Genomic DNA, 14,979 nt, shown 5'->3' with positions numbered 1-14,979 from the left:
TCCCGGGCGAACTCCCCCGACCACCTCCCCCGCACCTCCTCCGGGGAGGCCCCCTCGGGACGCCCCCGGCGACCCGGGGAACCGTCCCCGCCTCCGCCCCGTCTCCACCCCGCGCCCGTCGACGGAACGTTCCGGCGACGGGCGCGTCGCATCCACGGATACCCTTGACCGGTGACCGACGCCCAAGAGACCGCAGCAGACCTGCGCACCACCACCGGGGGCGGCCCCCCGGACGACGAATCTCCGTCCGATGGGCTGCCGATTCCGCTGCTGGAACCCCGTGAGGGGATCCCGCCGGTGGTCGCCGACGCGGACGCGCTCGCCCATGTGGTCGCGGCCTTCGCCGCGGGTACCGGGCCCGTCGCCGTCGACGCCGAACGAGCCTCCGGATACCGCTACGGCCAGCGCGCCTACCTCGTGCAGCTGCGCCGCGAGGGTGCGGGGTCCGCGCTGATCGACCCGGTGGGCTGCCCCGACCTGTCCACCCTCGGCGACGCGCTCTCCGGCACCGAGTGGATCCTGCACGCCGCCACGCAGGACCTGCCGTGCCTGCGCGAAATAGGCATGATGCCCACCTCCCTGTTCGACACCGAGCTGGCCGGCCGCCTCGCCGGCTTCCCGCGGGTGGGACTCGGCGCGATGGTCGAGAGCGTGCTCGGCTACGCGCTGGAGAAGGGCCACTCCGCCGTCGACTGGTCCACGCGCCCGCTTCCGGAGCCGTGGCTGCGCTACGCCGCGCTGGACGTGGAGCTGCTGGTGGACCTGCGGGACGCGCTGGAGAAGGAGCTGGACCGGCAGGGCAAGCTGGACTGGGCGCACCAGGAATTCGAAGCCATCGCCGCCGCGCCGCCCGCCCCGCCGCGCAAGGATCCGTGGCGCCGTACGTCCGGGATGCACAAGGTGCGCCGTCGCCGGCAGATGGCGGTCGTACGGGAGCTGTGGGAGTCGCGGGACCGGATCGCTCAGCGACGTGACGTGTCACCCGGCAAGGTGCTCGGTGATGCCGCGATCGTGGAGGCCGCACTCGCCCTTCCGGCGAATGTGCACGCCCTCTCCGCCCTGCCCGGTTACGGACAGCGCATGGGCCGGCGCCAGCTGGACCAGTGGATGGCCGCCGTGGACCGGGCGAAGGCCCTGCCCGATGACCAGCTGCCGCAGCCGGGTGCGACCCCGGCCGGCCCGCCGCCGCCGCGCTCCTGGGCCGACAAGGACCCGGTGGCCGCGGCCCGGCTGTCGGCGGCGCGCGCCCCCGTCTCGGCGCTGGCGGAGGCGCTGAACCTGCCCCAGGAGAACCTGATCAGCCCGGACACGGTCCGGCGGCTGTGCTGGGAGCCGCCGCAGCGGCTCGAAGCCGATGCGGTGGCCGAGGTCCTGGCGGGCTACGGCGCCCGCCCGTGGCAGATCGAACAGGTGACCCCGGCGCTGGTCACGGCGCTCGCCGCGACCGCCTGAGCAGGACCGCCGGAGCAGGACCGCCGGAGCAGGACCGCCTGAGGCGACCGTCCTCCTGGGCGTCCTCGCGGACCCCGAAGCCCCCGGCCACCGGCCGGGGGCTTCCGCGGTCGTCACGCCGTACTCCCGGACCGTGCGGCCTTGCGCACCCCCCGGGGTCAGCCGTCGTACCTTCGTCTCAGAGGTCCTGCGCCCGGCGTCGGCCACGGCCTCGCCGACGCCCGACGGCCCGGTCCCCGCACCGGCCGCGCCCGGTGCGACAGTGTGACCTTCGCCGCTCCTCCGGGAGGGGGTGTGCACATTGGTTACTCGCAAGTAGCATGGGCCGGGTGAGCGCGCGCTCAGCACCACATGCCGAGCGCACCGCCGCGCAGCAGTGCACACCCGCACCTGGAGGAGAGCCAACGTGCCTCGTACCGTCAGGGACGTCGTCTTCGTCGACGGCGTCCGCACCCCGTTCGGCAAGGCGGGCCCGAAGGGCATTTACCACGAGACCCGCGCCGACGATCTCGTCGTCAAGGCGATCCGGGAGCTGCTGCGCCGCAACCCGGACCTGGACCCCAAGAAGATCGACGAGGTCGCCATCGCCGCGACCACGCAGATCGGCGACCAGGGCCTGACGCTGGGCCGTACGGCCGGCATCCTCGCGGGCCTCCCGCAGTCCGTCCCGGGTTACTCCATCGACCGCATGTGCGCCGGCGCGCTGACCGCCGTGACCGCCGTCGCGGGCGGTGTGGCCTTCGGTGCGTACGACGTCGCCCTCGCCGGCGGTGTCGAGCACATGGGCCGCCACCCCATGGGCGAGGGCGTCGACCCGAACCCGCGCTTCGTCTCGGAGAAGCTGGTCGACGAGTCCGCCCTCTTCATGGGCATGACCGCCGAGAACCTGCACGACCGCTACCCGGCGATCACCAAGCTCCGCGCCGACGAGTACGCCGTGCGCTCGCAGGAGAAGGCCGCCAAGGCGTACGCCGACGGCAAGATCCAGCAGGACCTGGTGCCGGTCTCGGTGCGCAACACCAACGCGGAGATCGGTGAGACGGGCTGGGGCCTGGTCACCACCGACGAGCCGATGCGCCCGGGCACCACGCTGGAGAACCTGGCCGGCCTGAAGACCCCGTTCCGTACCCACGGCCGGGTCACCGCGGGCAACGCCGCCGGTCTCAACGACGGCGCCACGGCCGCGATCATCGCGTCCGAGGACTTCGCCCGCGAGAACAACCTCCCGGTCAAGATGCGCCTGGTCTCGTACTCCTTCGCGGGTGTCGAGCCGGAGGTCATGGGCTACGGCCCCATCCCGGCCACCGAGAAGGCCCTCGCCCAGGCCGGCCTGTCGATCTCCGACATCGGCCTGTTCGAGATCAACGAGGCCTTCGCCGTGCAGGTGCTGGCCTTCCTGGAGCACTACGGCATCGCCGACGACGACGCCCGGGTGAACCAGTACGGCGGCGCCATCGCCTTCGGCCACCCGCTCGCCTCCTCCGGCGTCCGCCTGATGACGCAGCTGGCCCGCCAGTTCGAGGAGCAGCCGCACGTCCGCTACGGCCTGACCACCATGTGCGTCGGCTTCGGCATGGGCGCGACGGTCATCTGGGAGAACCCGCACTTCGATGGAGGCACCAAGTGAGCACCACCACTGAGCTTCTGAAGGGCGCGGCCGAGCTGTTCCCGGACGAGGTCGTCACCTCGGCGCACGTACGCCACCTGGACCTGCCCTTCGGCGCCGGGCGCTTCGCGCTCGTCACGCTGGACAACGGCTTCGACCACACCAAGCCGACCACCTTCGGCCCGCAGTCGCTCGCCAACCTGAACGCGGCGATCGACCAGGTCGAGCAGGAGGCCGTCGCCGGCTCCATCGTCGGCGCGGGCATCACCGGCAAGCCGTTCATCTTCGCCGTCGGCGCCGACCTCAAGGGCGTCGAGCTGCTGAAGAAGCACGACGAGGCGCTCGCCATCGGCAAGGGCGGCCACGACGTCTTCAAGCGCCTCGCGGCGCTGGCCGTCCCCACCTTCGCCTACTACAACGGCGCGGCGATGGGCGGCGGTGTCGAGGTCGGTCTGCACTGCACCTACCGCACCGTCTCGAAGGCCATCCCGGCCTTCTCCCTGCCCGAGGTCTTCCTCGGCCTGGTTCCCGGCTGGGGCGGTTGCACCATCCTGCCGAACCTGATCGGCGCGGACCGCGCGGTCTCGGTCATCATCGAGAACTCGCTGAACCAGAACCGCCAGCTGCGGGGCAAGCAGGTCTTCGAGCTCGGCATCGCGGACGCGCTGTTCGAGGGCGCCGACTTCCTGGAGCAGTCGCTGATCTGGACCGCGAAGGTCCTGAAGGGCGAGACCGAGGTCGTACGGGCCGACGTGGACCGCGGCGAGGGCTGGGACGCGGCGGTCGCCCGCGGCCGCTCCATCGCGGACTCCAAGGTGCACGGCGCGGCCCCGGCCGCCTACCGCGCCCTCGACATCATCGAGGCGTCCAAGGACGGCGACCTGCAGAAGGGCTTCGACGCCGAGGACACGGCTCTCGCCGACCTCATCATGGGCGGCGAACTGCGCTCCGGCATCTACGCCTTCAACCTGGTACAGAAGCGCGCCAAGCGCCCGGCCGGCGCCCCGGACAAGAGCCTGGCGCGCCCGGTCACCAAGGTCGGCGTCGTGGGTGCGGGTCTGATGGCCTCGCAGCTGGCGCTGCTCTTCCTGCGCCGCCTGGAGGTGCCGGTGGTCCTCACCGACATCGACCAGGAGCGCGTGGACAAGGGTGTGGGCTACGTCCACGCCGAGATCCAGAAGCTGCTCGGCAAGGGCCGCATCAACCAGGACAAGGCGAACCGCCTGACCGCCCTGGTGACCGGTGTCCTGGACAAGGCCGAGGGTTTCGCGGACGCGGACTTCATCATCGAGGCCGTGTTCGAGGAGATGTCGGTCAAGCAGAAGGTGTTCGCGGAGGTCGAGGCGGTCGCCCCGGCGCACGCCGTCCTCGCCACCAACACGTCCTCGCTGTCGGTCTCCGAGATGGCCTCGAAGCTCCGGCACCCGGAGCGCGTGGTCGGCTTCCACTTCTTCAACCCGGTCGCGATCCTCCCGCTGCTGGAGATCGTCCGCGGTGAGCAGACCGACGACGCCTCGCTGGCCACGGCCTTCGGTGTCGCCAGGAAGCTGAAGAAGACCGCGGTCCTCACGAAGGACGCCCCGGCGTTCGTCGTGAACCGCATCCTGACCCGCTTCATGGGCGAGATCCAGAACGTCATCGACGAGGGCACCCCGGTGGCCACCGCCGAGAAGGCCATCGAGCCGCTCGGCCTGCCGATGTCCCCGCTGGTGCTCCTGGAGCTCGTCGGCCCGGCCATCGGCCTGCACGTCTCCGAGACCCTGAACCGCGCCTTCCCGGAGCGCTTCACCGTCTCCCCCAACCTGAAGCGGGTCGTCGAGGCCGGCAAGCGCGGCTTCTACGTCTATGACTCCGGTAAGCCGGAGCTCGACCCCGAGGTCGCCGCCCTCCTGGTGCAGGGCGACGTCGTCCTGACCGAGGAGCAGGTGCGCGACCGCGTCCTGGACGCGGTGGCGCAGGAGATCGGCCTGATGCTGGAGGAGGGTGTCGTGGCGGAGGCCCAGGACATCGACCTCTGCCTCATCACCGGTGCCGGCTGGCCCTTCCACCTGGGCGGCATCACGCCGTACCTGGACCGTGAGGGTGTCTCGGAGCGCGTGAACGGCAAGAAGTTCCTGGCTCCCGGGCTGGCGAGCGTCCCGGCGTAACTCGCCCCGCAGACAGGCTTCCAGAGCCTCGGCCCGCCCCTTCCGGGGGGCGGGCTTCGGCCGTTCGAATACCTGTCTAAGATTCACCCTCATGACGGACAAGCACGCGCGGCCCGGGCGCCGCGGCCGCCGCATTCTGCGGATCACCCTGCTCCTGGTCGCCGTGCTGATCCTGGGCGCCGCCGGGGCCGGCTGGTGGGCGTACAGCCACCTCAACGGCAACATCGACAGCGTCGACCTGGACCAGGCCATCGGCGACAACCGGCCTCAGAAGGTCGTCGCGGGGGCGCAGAACGTCCTCGTCCTCGGGTCCGATTCGCGGGCCGGGGCCAACGGTGACCTCGACCACGGCGATGTGGGCGGTGCCCGCTCGGACACCGCGATGCTGGTGCACATACCCGAGGGCCGGGCCAAGGCGACCGCGGTGAGCATCCCCCGCGACACCCTGATCACCCGGCCCGAGTGCAAGGGCAAGGACGGCAAGACCGTCCCGTCCGCGAAGCGGGCCATGTTCAACGGCGTCTACACGCTGGGTGGACCGGCCTGTGTGGTCAAGACCGTGGAGGAGATGTCCGGGATCCGCGTCGACCACTTCGTCGAGGTGGACTTCGCCGGCTTCAAGGGTCTGGTGGACGCGCTCGGCGGGGTCACCGTCACCCTGGACAAGCCGATGAGCGGAGCGAAGGGCGGCCTGAAGCTGGACGCGGGCACGCACCGGCTGGACGGCACCGACTCGCTCAAGTTCGTCCGGACCCGCTACGGCTACGGGGACGGCAGCGACCTCGGCCGGATCGGCCTCCAGCAGCAGTTCATGATGGCGATGCTGTCCGAGATCAAGAAGCAGGACGCCTTCGGCAACCCGGCGCGGCTGTACCAGCTCGCCGACGCCGGCACCAAGTCGCTGACCACCGACTCCGACCTCGCCTCGCTCACCGCGCTGTCCGACTTCGCGCGGAGCATGAAGGGCGTGGACCCGGATACCATGGAGACGATCATGCTGCCGGTCGCCTACGACAAGGTGGACCCCAACCGCGTGGTCGCCGCCGAGCCGCAGGCCACCCAGCTCTGGGAGGCCCTGCGCAAGGACGAGAAGATCCCCGCCTCCGCGAAGGAGTCCCCCGCCAAGGGCGGCCGGTGACGGTCGCCCGACGGAAGACCTGCCGACGGCAGACCTGCCAGCAGCAGCCCTGTCGGCAAAAGCCCTGCTAGCGGTCCTCGCGCACTGCCTCACCCACGCCGCTGCCCCTGCCCCGGCCCAGCAGGCTGTGCCGGCGGCCGTAGAGGAAGTAGACGACGAAGCCTGCCGCCATCCAGATCGCGAAGCGCACCCAGGTCTCGGCCGGCAGGTTGAGCATCAGCCAGACCGAAGCGGCGATCGAGAGGATCGGCACGAGCGGCACGAGCGGGGTGCGGAAGGACCGGGGCAGGTCGGGGCGGGTGCGGCGCAGGATCATCACGCCGAGGGCCACGACCACGAAGGCGAAGAGCGTGCCGATGTTCACCAGCGTGGCGAGCTCGTTGATGCTGGTGAAGCCGGCGACGATCGCGATGACCACGCCGAGCAGGATCGTCGGCCGGTACGGGGTACGGAACTTGGGGTGAGTCCGCGAGAAGAAGCGGGGCAGCAGACCGTCGCGGCTCATCGCGAAGAACACCCGGGTCTGACCCAGCAGCAGGATCATGCACACCGTGGTCAGGCCGACGGCCGCGCCGAAGCTGATGATGCCGCCGTACACCGGATGCCCGGCGGATTTGAAGGCGTCGGCCAGTGGGGCGCTCACCGACAGCTCCGAGTAGTGCTGCATGCCGGTGACCACGAGCGAGACCGCCACGTACAGCACCGTGCAGATGATCAGCGAGCCGAGGATGCCGCGCGGCATGTCCCGCTGCGGCAGTTTGGTCTCCTCCGCGGCCGTGGCGACGACGTCGAAGCCGATGAAGGCGAAGAAGACGACGGAGGCCGCGGTGAAGATGCCCATGATGCCGAAGTTGGTCGGCGCGTATCCGAAGATGAGCTGGACCAGGGGCGCGTCGAGCCCGGAGCCGCTCGGCTGGGGCTGCGCGTCGGGGATGAAGGGCTTGTAGTTGCTGGCTTTGACGAAGAACAGGCCGGCGAAGATCACGATGAGCACCACCGTGACCTTGATCGCGACGACGATCGCGGTGATCCGGGCGGACAGCTTCACGCCGACGACGAGGATCGCCGTGAGGACCAGCACCAGGATGAAGGCGAGCAGGTCGAAGGTGCCGCCCGGCAAGTCCGGGCCCTGGAGGCCGAGCGGCAGTTGGATGCCGGCGTTCTCCATCAGCGAGCGGACGTACCCCGACCAGCCGACGGCGACGACCGCGGTGCCGAGCGCGAACTCCAGTACCAGGTCCCAGCCGATGATCCAGGCGGGGAACTCGCCGATCGAGGCGTAGGAGAAGGTGTACGCCGAACCGGCGACGGGGACGGTCGAGGCGAATTCGGCGTAGCAGAGGGCGGCCAGCGCGCAGACCACACCGGCGGCCACGAAGGCGAGGGCGGTGGCGGGTCCGGCGGTCTCCTTGGCGACCTTGCCGGTGAGGACGAAGATGCCGGTGCCGATGATCACGCCGACGCCGAAGACGGTGAGGTCCCAGGCGGAGAGCGACTTCTTCAGCTGGTGTTCCGGCTCTTCCGTGTCGCGGATGGACTGTTCCACCGACTTGGTGCGGAAGGGACTGTTCAGATCCTTGCTCACCGACGCACCTCCGAGCACGTGCCGCACGCGAAACGGGCCGGGAGGCCACCCCTCAGGGATAACCTCCCGGCCCGTCGCGTGCAACCGCGCCGTCAGTCGACCGCGGTGGCCGGCTCGCTCTCGTAACGCCCGTCGAGCTTGGCCACCAGCCCGGTGACCTGCCGGGCGATGTCCGGGGCGGTCAGGCCGATCTCGGCCATGACCTCCTTGCGGGTGGCGTGGTCGAGGAAGCGCTGCGGAATGCCGAAGTCGCGCAGGGGTACGTCGACGCCCGCGTCGCGCAGCGCCTGGGAGACGGCGGATCCCACACCGCCGGCGCGGCTGTTGTCCTCCACGGTGACGACCACGCGGTGGGCGTCCGCCAGCGGGGCCAGGGCCTCGTCCACGGGCTTGACCCAGCGGGGGTCGACCACGGTCGCGGAGATGCCCTGCCTGTCGAGCAGGTCGGCGATCTCCAGGCACATCGGGGCGAGCGCGCCGACCGAGACGATCAGTACGTCCGGCCGGGTGACCTCGGGGGCCGGGGTGCGCAGCACGTCCATGCCGCCGATGCGGCCGACGGCCGGGACGGCCGGGCCGACGACGCCCTTGGAGAAGCGGACGACGGTCGGCGCGTCCTTGACCAGCACGGCCTCGTTCAGCTGGGCGCGCAGCTGCTCGGCATCGCGCGGGGCGGCGAGGCGCAGGCCGGGCACGACCTGGAGGATGGACATGTCCCACATGCCGTTGTGGGAGGCGCCGTCGGTGCCGGTGATGCCGGCGCGGTCCAGGACGAAGGTGACCCCGCACTTGTGCAGGGCCACGTCCATCAGGACCTGGTCGAAGGCGCGGTTGAGGAAGGTCGCGTAGACCGCGAAGACCGGGTGGGCGCCGCCGGTCGCCAGGCCCGCCGCCGACGTGGCGCCGTGCTGCTCCGCGATGCCGACGTCGAAGATGCGGTCCGGGAAGGCGTCCGCGAACTTCTTGAGGCCGACCGGCTGGAGCATGGCCGCGGTGATCGCGACGATGTCCTCGCGCTCCTTGCCGAGCTTGACCATCTCGTCGGCGAAGACGGAGGTCCAGCTGGCGGCGTCGGTGCTGACGGGCAGGCCGGTGTCGGGGTGGATCACGCCCACCGCGTGGAAGCGGTCCGCCTCGTGTTCCAGGGCCGGCGTGTAACCGCGGCCCTTCTGCGTGAGGCAGTGCACGATGACCGGGCCGCTGAAGCGCTTCGCGCGCTGCAGGGCGGACTCCAGGGCCTCCATGTCGTGGCCGTCGATGGGCCCGATGTACTTCAGGCCGAGGTCCTCGAACATGCCCTGCGGGGCGATGAAGTCCTTGAGGCCCTTCTTGGCGCCGTGCAGGGTCCCGTAGAGCGGCTTCCCGACGACGGGAGTCCGCTCCAGCAGGTCCTTGCCGCGGGCCAGGAAGCGCTCGTAGCCGTCCGTGGTGCGCAGGGTGGCCAAGTGGTTGGCGAGGCCGCCGATGGTGGGTCCGTACGAGCGCTCGTTGTCGTTGACGACGATCACCAGCGGGCGGTCCTTGGCGGCGGCGATGTTGTTCAGCGCCTCCCAGGCCATACCGCCGGTCAGCGCGCCGTCACCGATGACGGCGGCGACGTGGTGGTCCTCGCGGCCGAGCACCTCGTTGGCCTTGGCGATGCCGTCGGCCCAGCCGAGCACGGTGGAGGCGTGCGAGTTCTCGATCACGTCGTGGTCGGACTCGGCGCGCGAGGGGTAGCCGGAGAGGCCGCCCTTGGAGCGCAGGTTCCCGAAGTCCTGACGGCCCGTGAGCAGCTTGTGGACGTAGGCCTGGTGGCCTGTGTCGAAGAGGACCTTGTCCTTGGGCGAGTCGAAGACCCGGTGCAGGGCGATCGTGAGTTCGACCACCCCGAGGTTGGGGCCGAGGTGCCCGCCGGTCTTGGAGACGGCGTCGACGAGGAAGGACCTGATCTCGGCGGCGAGCTGATTGAGCTCCTCCTGGCTGAGCCGGTCCAGATCGCGCGGTCCCTTGATGCGGGTCAGCAGCACCCGTGCCTCCTTGCAGTTGCTTGCTGGTCTGTCGAGTCTAATGTTCCGCTGCCGCGCGCCGTCATCCGGCCGTCCCGAGCGGGTCACAGCTTTGTCATACGTGTACACACCGACGGACGGCCACACCTCACATACGGGCGTATACCCGTACAGGTGTACGTACCCGGACACGCACAGGTGCCCGGCGCCACACGAGGTGGCTCCGGGCACTGTGACCGGTCTTACCGCTGACGATGCTCCGGACGCGCGGTCAGGCGCGTCCGGCCGTCTTCTGGGTCTTGCGCGTGACCGAGTCGATCACCACGGTGGCCAGCAGCACCGCACCGGTGATCATGTACTGGATCGGCGTCGCGATTCCCTCCAGGGCCAGACCGTACTGGATGGAGGTGATGACCATGACGCCGAGGAGGGCGTTCCAGGTCCGGCCCCGGCCGCCGAAGAGGCTGGTGCCGCCGATGACGGCCGCCGCGATCACGTTCATCAGCAGGTCGCCGGCGCCGGCGCTCTGGTTGGCCGCCGCGATCTTGGAGGCCCAGAAGAGTCCGCCGATGGCGGCGAAGGTGCCGGCGAGGGCGAAGACCGTGATGCGGACCGCGTTGACGTTGATGCCCGCGCGGCGGGAGGCCTCGACGCTGCCGCCCAGGGCGAAGACGTTTCGCCCGAAGGTCGTGCGGCGCAGGAGGAAGTCCGTGCCGACCAGGGCCACCACGAAGAGCACCACCGCGAGCGGCAGCCCCTTGTACTGGTTGAACACCGTGGCAGGACCGAAGGTGAACACCGCCAGCAGGCCGGTGCGCAGCAGGATCTCGGCGAGCGGCCGGGAGGGGACCCCGGCGGCCTCGCGGCGGCGGGCGTCGAAGAAGGCGGCGAGGAAGTACCCGGCCACGGCGAGCGCGGCCAGCCCGTAGCCCGCGGCCACGTCCGAGAAGTAGTACGTGGTGAGCCGGCCGACCACGCCCTCGGAGTCGAGGTTGATCGTGCCGTTGCTGCCGAGGATCTGCAGCATGGCGCCGGACCAGAAGAGCAGGCCCGACAGGGTGACGGCGAAGGCCGGAGCCCCGATCCGGGCGAAGAAGAAGCCGTGGACGGCGCCGATCAGGGCGCCGCCGGCGATGGCCGCGAGGATCGCCAGCCACTCGTTGACTCCGTGCGTGACGGCGAGGACGGCGACGATCGCGCCCGAGACGCCGCTGACCGAGCCGACCGAGAGGTCGATCTCGCCGAGCAGCAGCACGAAGATGATGCCGACGGCCATCATGCCGGTGGCGACCATCGTGATCGCGATGTTGGTGAGGTTCTCCGGGGAGAGGAAGTTCGCGTTCAGCCCCTGGAAGATGCTCCAGATGATGATCAGGCCGAGGACGACCGGGATGGAGCCCAGGTCGCCGGCCTTGAGCTTGCGGCCGAACTCGTTCATGTACCCCGCGAAGCCCTGTTCGCGGACGAGCAGTCGGGGGTCGACCGCCGGAATGGCGTCGGGCGCGGCGGCCGGGTTGACCGGATCGACCGCATCGCCCCGCGTGTCGGCCGCCTTGCCCGCGGGGTCGGCGGCTGGGTTCTCGGTGCTCACTTGCGAGCCTCCCCGGTACGGGCCGCCCGGCGGGTCACGGCATTGTCCGTGGCTCCCGTGATGGCGGAGATGATCTCTTCCTGCGAGGTGTCGGCGACGTTGAAGACGCCGTTGTTGCGGCCCAGCCGCAGGACCGCCACCTTGTCGGCGACGGCCTTCACATCGGCCATGTTGTGGCTGATGAGGATGACGGCGTGGCCCCGCTCGCGCAGCCGCTCCACCAGGTCGAGGACCTGCGCGGTCTGCTCGACGCCGAGGGCGGCGGTGGGCTCGTCGAGGATGACGAGCTGGGGCTCGCCCAGCATGGAGCGGGCGATCGCCACCGTCTGGCGCTGACCGCCGGAGAGCGAGGCGATGGGGATCCGGACACTGGGAATCCGGATGGACAGGGTGGTGAGGAGCTCGCGGGCGCGGCGCTCCATCTCCACCTCGTCGAGGACACCGCGGCGCTTGAGCTCGCGGCCGAGGAAGAGGTTGCCGACGACATCGATGTTGTCGCACAGCGCGAGGTCCTGGTAGACCGTCGCGATGCCCAGGTTCTGGGCGTCGTGGGGCTTGGTGATCGAGACCGGGCGGCCCTCCCACTCGATGATTCCGTCATCGATGGGGTGCACGCCGGCGATCGTCTTGACCAGCGTGGACTTACCGGCGCCGTTGTCGCCGACGAGGGCGACCACCTCGCCGGAGTGGATCTCGAGTTCTACGTCGGTCAGGGCCTGAACGGCGCCGAACCGCTTCGAGACCCCTCGCAACGCCAGCACGGGCGCAGCGGACACATGAACCATCTCCTTCGCCGCCTGACCGGCGGGGATGTCGTGCAGAAAATGCAGGAGCGGGGTGAATGGGGGTGGAGTGGTGCGGGGTGGGGGTGGTACGTGGTGCGGGTGCTGCGGGGTGGGGAATCGTTTCCGTCCGGCGCCCCGCGGAGGGCGGGGTGAGAGGGGCGGGGCGCCGGACGGGCGGGGGGACCGCCTCGTAGGAGACCGGGTTGCGGACCGTTCCCTACGGAGGGAGGGCCTTACTTGAGGCCGAGGGCGGTGCAGGCCGCCGCGTACTTCTCGGTGCAGATCTCGTCGGCCGTGTAGACGCCGTCCTTGATGACGGTGTCCTTGATGTTGTTCTTGGTGAGCGAGACGACCGGGATCAGCACGGCCGGGACGCTCTTGGCGGTCGGGCTGTCGACCGTGGAGGTGGTGATGCCTTCGAGCTTCTCACCCTTGGCGAGGGCGACGGCCATCTTCGCGGCGGCCTCGGCCTCGGGGGCGTACGGCTTGTAGACGCTCATGAACTGCTCGCCCGCCACGATGCGCTGCACACCGGCGAGTTCGGCGTCCTGGCCGGTGACCGGGGGCAGGGGGGACATGCCGGCCGCCTTGAGGGCGGTGATGATGCCGCCGGCCATGCCGTCGTTGGCGGAGTAGACGCCGATGATGTTTTCCTTGCCGAGCGCCGAGAGCGCGCCGGCCATGTTGGTGTTGGCGTTCTCCGGCTTCCACTCCTTGGTGTCGTACTCCTTGCCGATGTTCACCTGGCCGTCGAGGACGGAGTGCGCACCCTGCTTGAAGAGCTTGGCGTTCGGGTCGGTGACCGAGCCGTTCATCATGACGATCTGGCCGTCCTTGGCCTTGTCGCCCAGCGCCTCCAGCAGCGCCTTGCCCTGGACCTTTCCGACCTCTTCGTTGTCGAAGGAGGTGTAGGCGTCGATCGGGCCCTCGGCCAGGCGGTCGTAGGCGACGACCGGGATGCCGGCGTCCTTGGCCTTCTTGACCGAGCCCGCGATGGCCTTGGCGTCCACCGCGTCGATGATGAGGGCGTTCACCTTGTTGGTGATCATGGTGTCGACCTGCGAGTTCTGCGTGGTCGCGTCCTGCTTGGCGTTGGCGTAGACCACCTCGGCCTTGCCGCCGGTGAGTTCGGCGATCTTCTTCTCGATCAGCGGCTTGTCGAACTTCTCGTAGCGCGCGGTCTGGTTCTCCGGCAGGAGGAGCCCGATCTTGACCGCGTCACCCTGGGCGGCGCCGGGCTCGTTCGTCTTGTCTCCGGCCTCCTTCGCGCTGCCACAGGCGGCAAGCGAAACGGCCATGGCGCCGGCGGCGACGGCTACGGCAGCTCTACGCATACGAGTGTTCATTACTTGAACCTCCCTGACGAGGCCGCAACGTTGCGGCCGAGGTGGATGTGAGTCAACCCCGGCCGCAAGTTTGCCGTCAAGGAGTGAATCCTTAACGAGATGACAACGGTGCCATCCGTTATCTACCTGAAGACAAGACGGCTGGAGCTCGCACGCCACCTCCATGATCCGACAAAAGCGTCGAATCGCCCATCTCGCTGAGCACGAGGGCCAGCGCGCCGAGCACCTCCGCACGCCCGCCCAGGGAGCCCGTGAGTACGGACAACTGCCGGGCCGCGCTCGGGATCGCGTACCTCCCCACCGATTCACGGATGGGGGCCAGGACGAGTTCACCCGCATCCGCGAGCGAGCCGCCCAGCACCACCCGGCTGGGGTTCAGGAGGTTGCAGAGGCTGGCCACGCCGCTGCCGATGTGGCGGCCCACGTCCGTGATCACCCGGCGGCAGCCCGGGTCCCCGCCGCGGGCCAGTTCGACCACCCGCTCCATCGTCAACCCCGGGCCGTGCGTCCCCTGGAGCAGGGGCAGGACGTACCGGGCCGCGGCGAAGGTCTCCAGGCAGCCGCGGTTGCCGCAGCGGCAGACCGGGCCGGACTCGTCGAGCGTGATGTGCCCGATCTCGCCGGCGGTGCCGCCCGGCCCCCGGTAGATCTGGCCGTTGATCACCAGCCCGGAACCGACACCGCTGGCCACCTTGATGTAGGCCAGATCCTTTACTCCGCGGCCGCTCCCCCACACCAGCTCACCGAGGGCTCCGAGGTTCGCGTCGTTGTCCACGTACACGGGCACGCCGAGGCGCTGCGAGAGCTCCTGGCGGGGGTTGATGCCGGACCAGCCGGGCAGGATCGCGGTCGAGCCGAGGGTCCCGGACTCCACGTCGATCGGGCCGGGGACGCCGAGCCCGACCCCGATGACCTTCTCCAGGCCGACTCCCACGGTCGCGATCAGCTGGCCGACCAGCGCTTCGGCCCGGTTGAAGCCGTCCATCCAGGAGGCGTCGACATCCAGCGGTTCCGACTCCTCGGCCAGCACCTGGTGCGCGAGGTTGCCGACGGCCACCCTCAGGTGCGTGTGGCCGAAGTCGACTCCGATGACGATGCCCGCGTCGCCGCTGAGCGAGACGCTGCGGGCCCGCCGGCCGCCGGCCGAGGTGTCCGTGACCTCGACGGTCCCGCCGTCCTTCAGTTCGCGGACGATGTTGGAGACCGTGGCCGCCGACAGTCCGGTGGTCCGGGCGATCTCCGCCTGGGTCAGCGAACCCGCGAGCCGCACCGCCCGCACGACCCGTTCGAGATTCGCGCGATGCAGCGAGGACTGCGATCCGGGAGTCTGCACGACTCATC

The 14,979-nt window shown here is 70.1% G+C and carries 10 protein-coding genes; 4 read left to right on the top strand and 6 right to left on the bottom strand.

What is annotated here, in order from left to right:
* Window positions 1-171 precede the first annotated feature (171 nt).
* The 4 genes from ABZX75_RS10585 to ABZX75_RS10570 all read left to right on the top strand — a co-directional run bounded on the left by ABZX75_RS10585 (window position 172) and on the right by ABZX75_RS10570 (window position 6,343).
* Window positions 172-1,452, top strand: a complete 1,281-nt coding sequence (locus ABZX75_RS10585; protein WP_355409764.1) for a ribonuclease D — start codon at window positions 172-174, stop codon at window positions 1,450-1,452.
* A gap of 406 nt (window positions 1,453-1,858) precedes the next feature.
* The gene (locus tag ABZX75_RS10580; protein ID WP_355409763.1) at window positions 1,859-3,079 is read left to right on the top strand and encodes an acetyl-CoA C-acyltransferase; all 1,221 of its coding nucleotides are present in this window, start codon (window positions 1,859-1,861) and stop codon (window positions 3,077-3,079) included.
* Complete coding sequence (locus ABZX75_RS10575; protein WP_355409762.1) at window positions 3,076-5,205, top strand: 3-hydroxyacyl-CoA dehydrogenase NAD-binding domain-containing protein; 2,130 nt, start codon at window positions 3,076-3,078, stop codon at window positions 5,203-5,205. The genes ABZX75_RS10580 and ABZX75_RS10575 overlap by 4 nt, the downstream gene beginning before the upstream one ends.
* A 91-nt stretch (window positions 5,206-5,296) precedes the next feature.
* Window positions 5,297-6,343, top strand: a complete 1,047-nt coding sequence (locus ABZX75_RS10570; RefSeq protein WP_355409761.1) for an LCP family protein — start codon at window positions 5,297-5,299, stop codon at window positions 6,341-6,343.
* A 67-nt stretch (window positions 6,344-6,410) separates the two neighbouring features.
* Here the strand turns inward: ABZX75_RS10570 and ABZX75_RS10565 are convergent, their stop codons facing one another.
* From ABZX75_RS10565 to ABZX75_RS10540, 6 genes are all read right to left on the bottom strand, one after another.
* Window positions 6,411-7,928 carry an amino acid permease gene (locus tag ABZX75_RS10565; protein WP_355409760.1) on the bottom strand — a complete coding sequence of 506 codons (1,518 nt, stop codon included), beginning with the start codon at window positions 7,926-7,928 and terminating at the stop codon, window positions 6,411-6,413.
* A 92-nt stretch (window positions 7,929-8,020) separates the two neighbouring features.
* Window positions 8,021-9,937, bottom strand: a complete 1,917-nt coding sequence (gene dxs / locus ABZX75_RS10560; protein WP_355409759.1) for a 1-deoxy-D-xylulose-5-phosphate synthase — start codon at window positions 9,935-9,937, stop codon at window positions 8,021-8,023.
* 250 nt (window positions 9,938-10,187) lie between these two features.
* Complete coding sequence (locus ABZX75_RS10555) at window positions 10,188-11,408, bottom strand: sugar ABC transporter permease (protein ID WP_355409846.1); 1,221 nt, start codon at window positions 11,406-11,408, stop codon at window positions 10,188-10,190.
* 95 nt (window positions 11,409-11,503) lie between these two features.
* Complete coding sequence (locus ABZX75_RS10550; RefSeq protein WP_355409757.1) at window positions 11,504-12,292, bottom strand: ATP-binding cassette domain-containing protein; 789 nt, start codon at window positions 12,290-12,292, stop codon at window positions 11,504-11,506.
* Window positions 12,293-12,525: 233 nt separating this feature from the next.
* Window positions 12,526-13,638, bottom strand: coding sequence for a substrate-binding domain-containing protein (locus ABZX75_RS10545; RefSeq protein ID WP_355409756.1), 1,113 nt, complete (start codon window positions 13,636-13,638; stop codon window positions 12,526-12,528).
* A gap of 118 nt (window positions 13,639-13,756) precedes the next feature.
* Window positions 13,757-14,971: an ROK family transcriptional regulator gene (locus tag ABZX75_RS10540; protein ID WP_355409755.1), complete on the bottom strand. Its 1,215-nt coding sequence runs from the start codon at window positions 14,969-14,971 to the stop codon at window positions 13,757-13,759.
* Window positions 14,972-14,979 lie beyond the last annotated feature (8 nt).

It is taken from the genome of Streptomyces sp. NPDC003038 (assembly GCF_040611115.1).
Taxonomy (GTDB): Bacteria; Actinomycetota; Actinomycetes; order Streptomycetales; family Streptomycetaceae; genus Streptomyces.
This window is presented reverse-complemented; position numbering and strand designations above follow the sequence as displayed.

Coding starts and splice junctions, on each gene's coding strand:
- ABZX75_RS10550 (WP_355409757.1), bottom strand. CDS start 12,292: ATGGTTCATGTGTCCGCTGCGCCCGTGCTGGCGTTGCGAGGGGTCTCG.
- ABZX75_RS10545 (WP_355409756.1), bottom strand. CDS start 13,638: ATGAACACTCGTATGCGTAGAGCTGCCGTAGCCGTCGCCGCCGGCGCC.
- ABZX75_RS10570 (WP_355409761.1), top strand. CDS start 5,297: ATGACGGACAAGCACGCGCGGCCCGGGCGCCGCGGCCGCCGCATTCTG.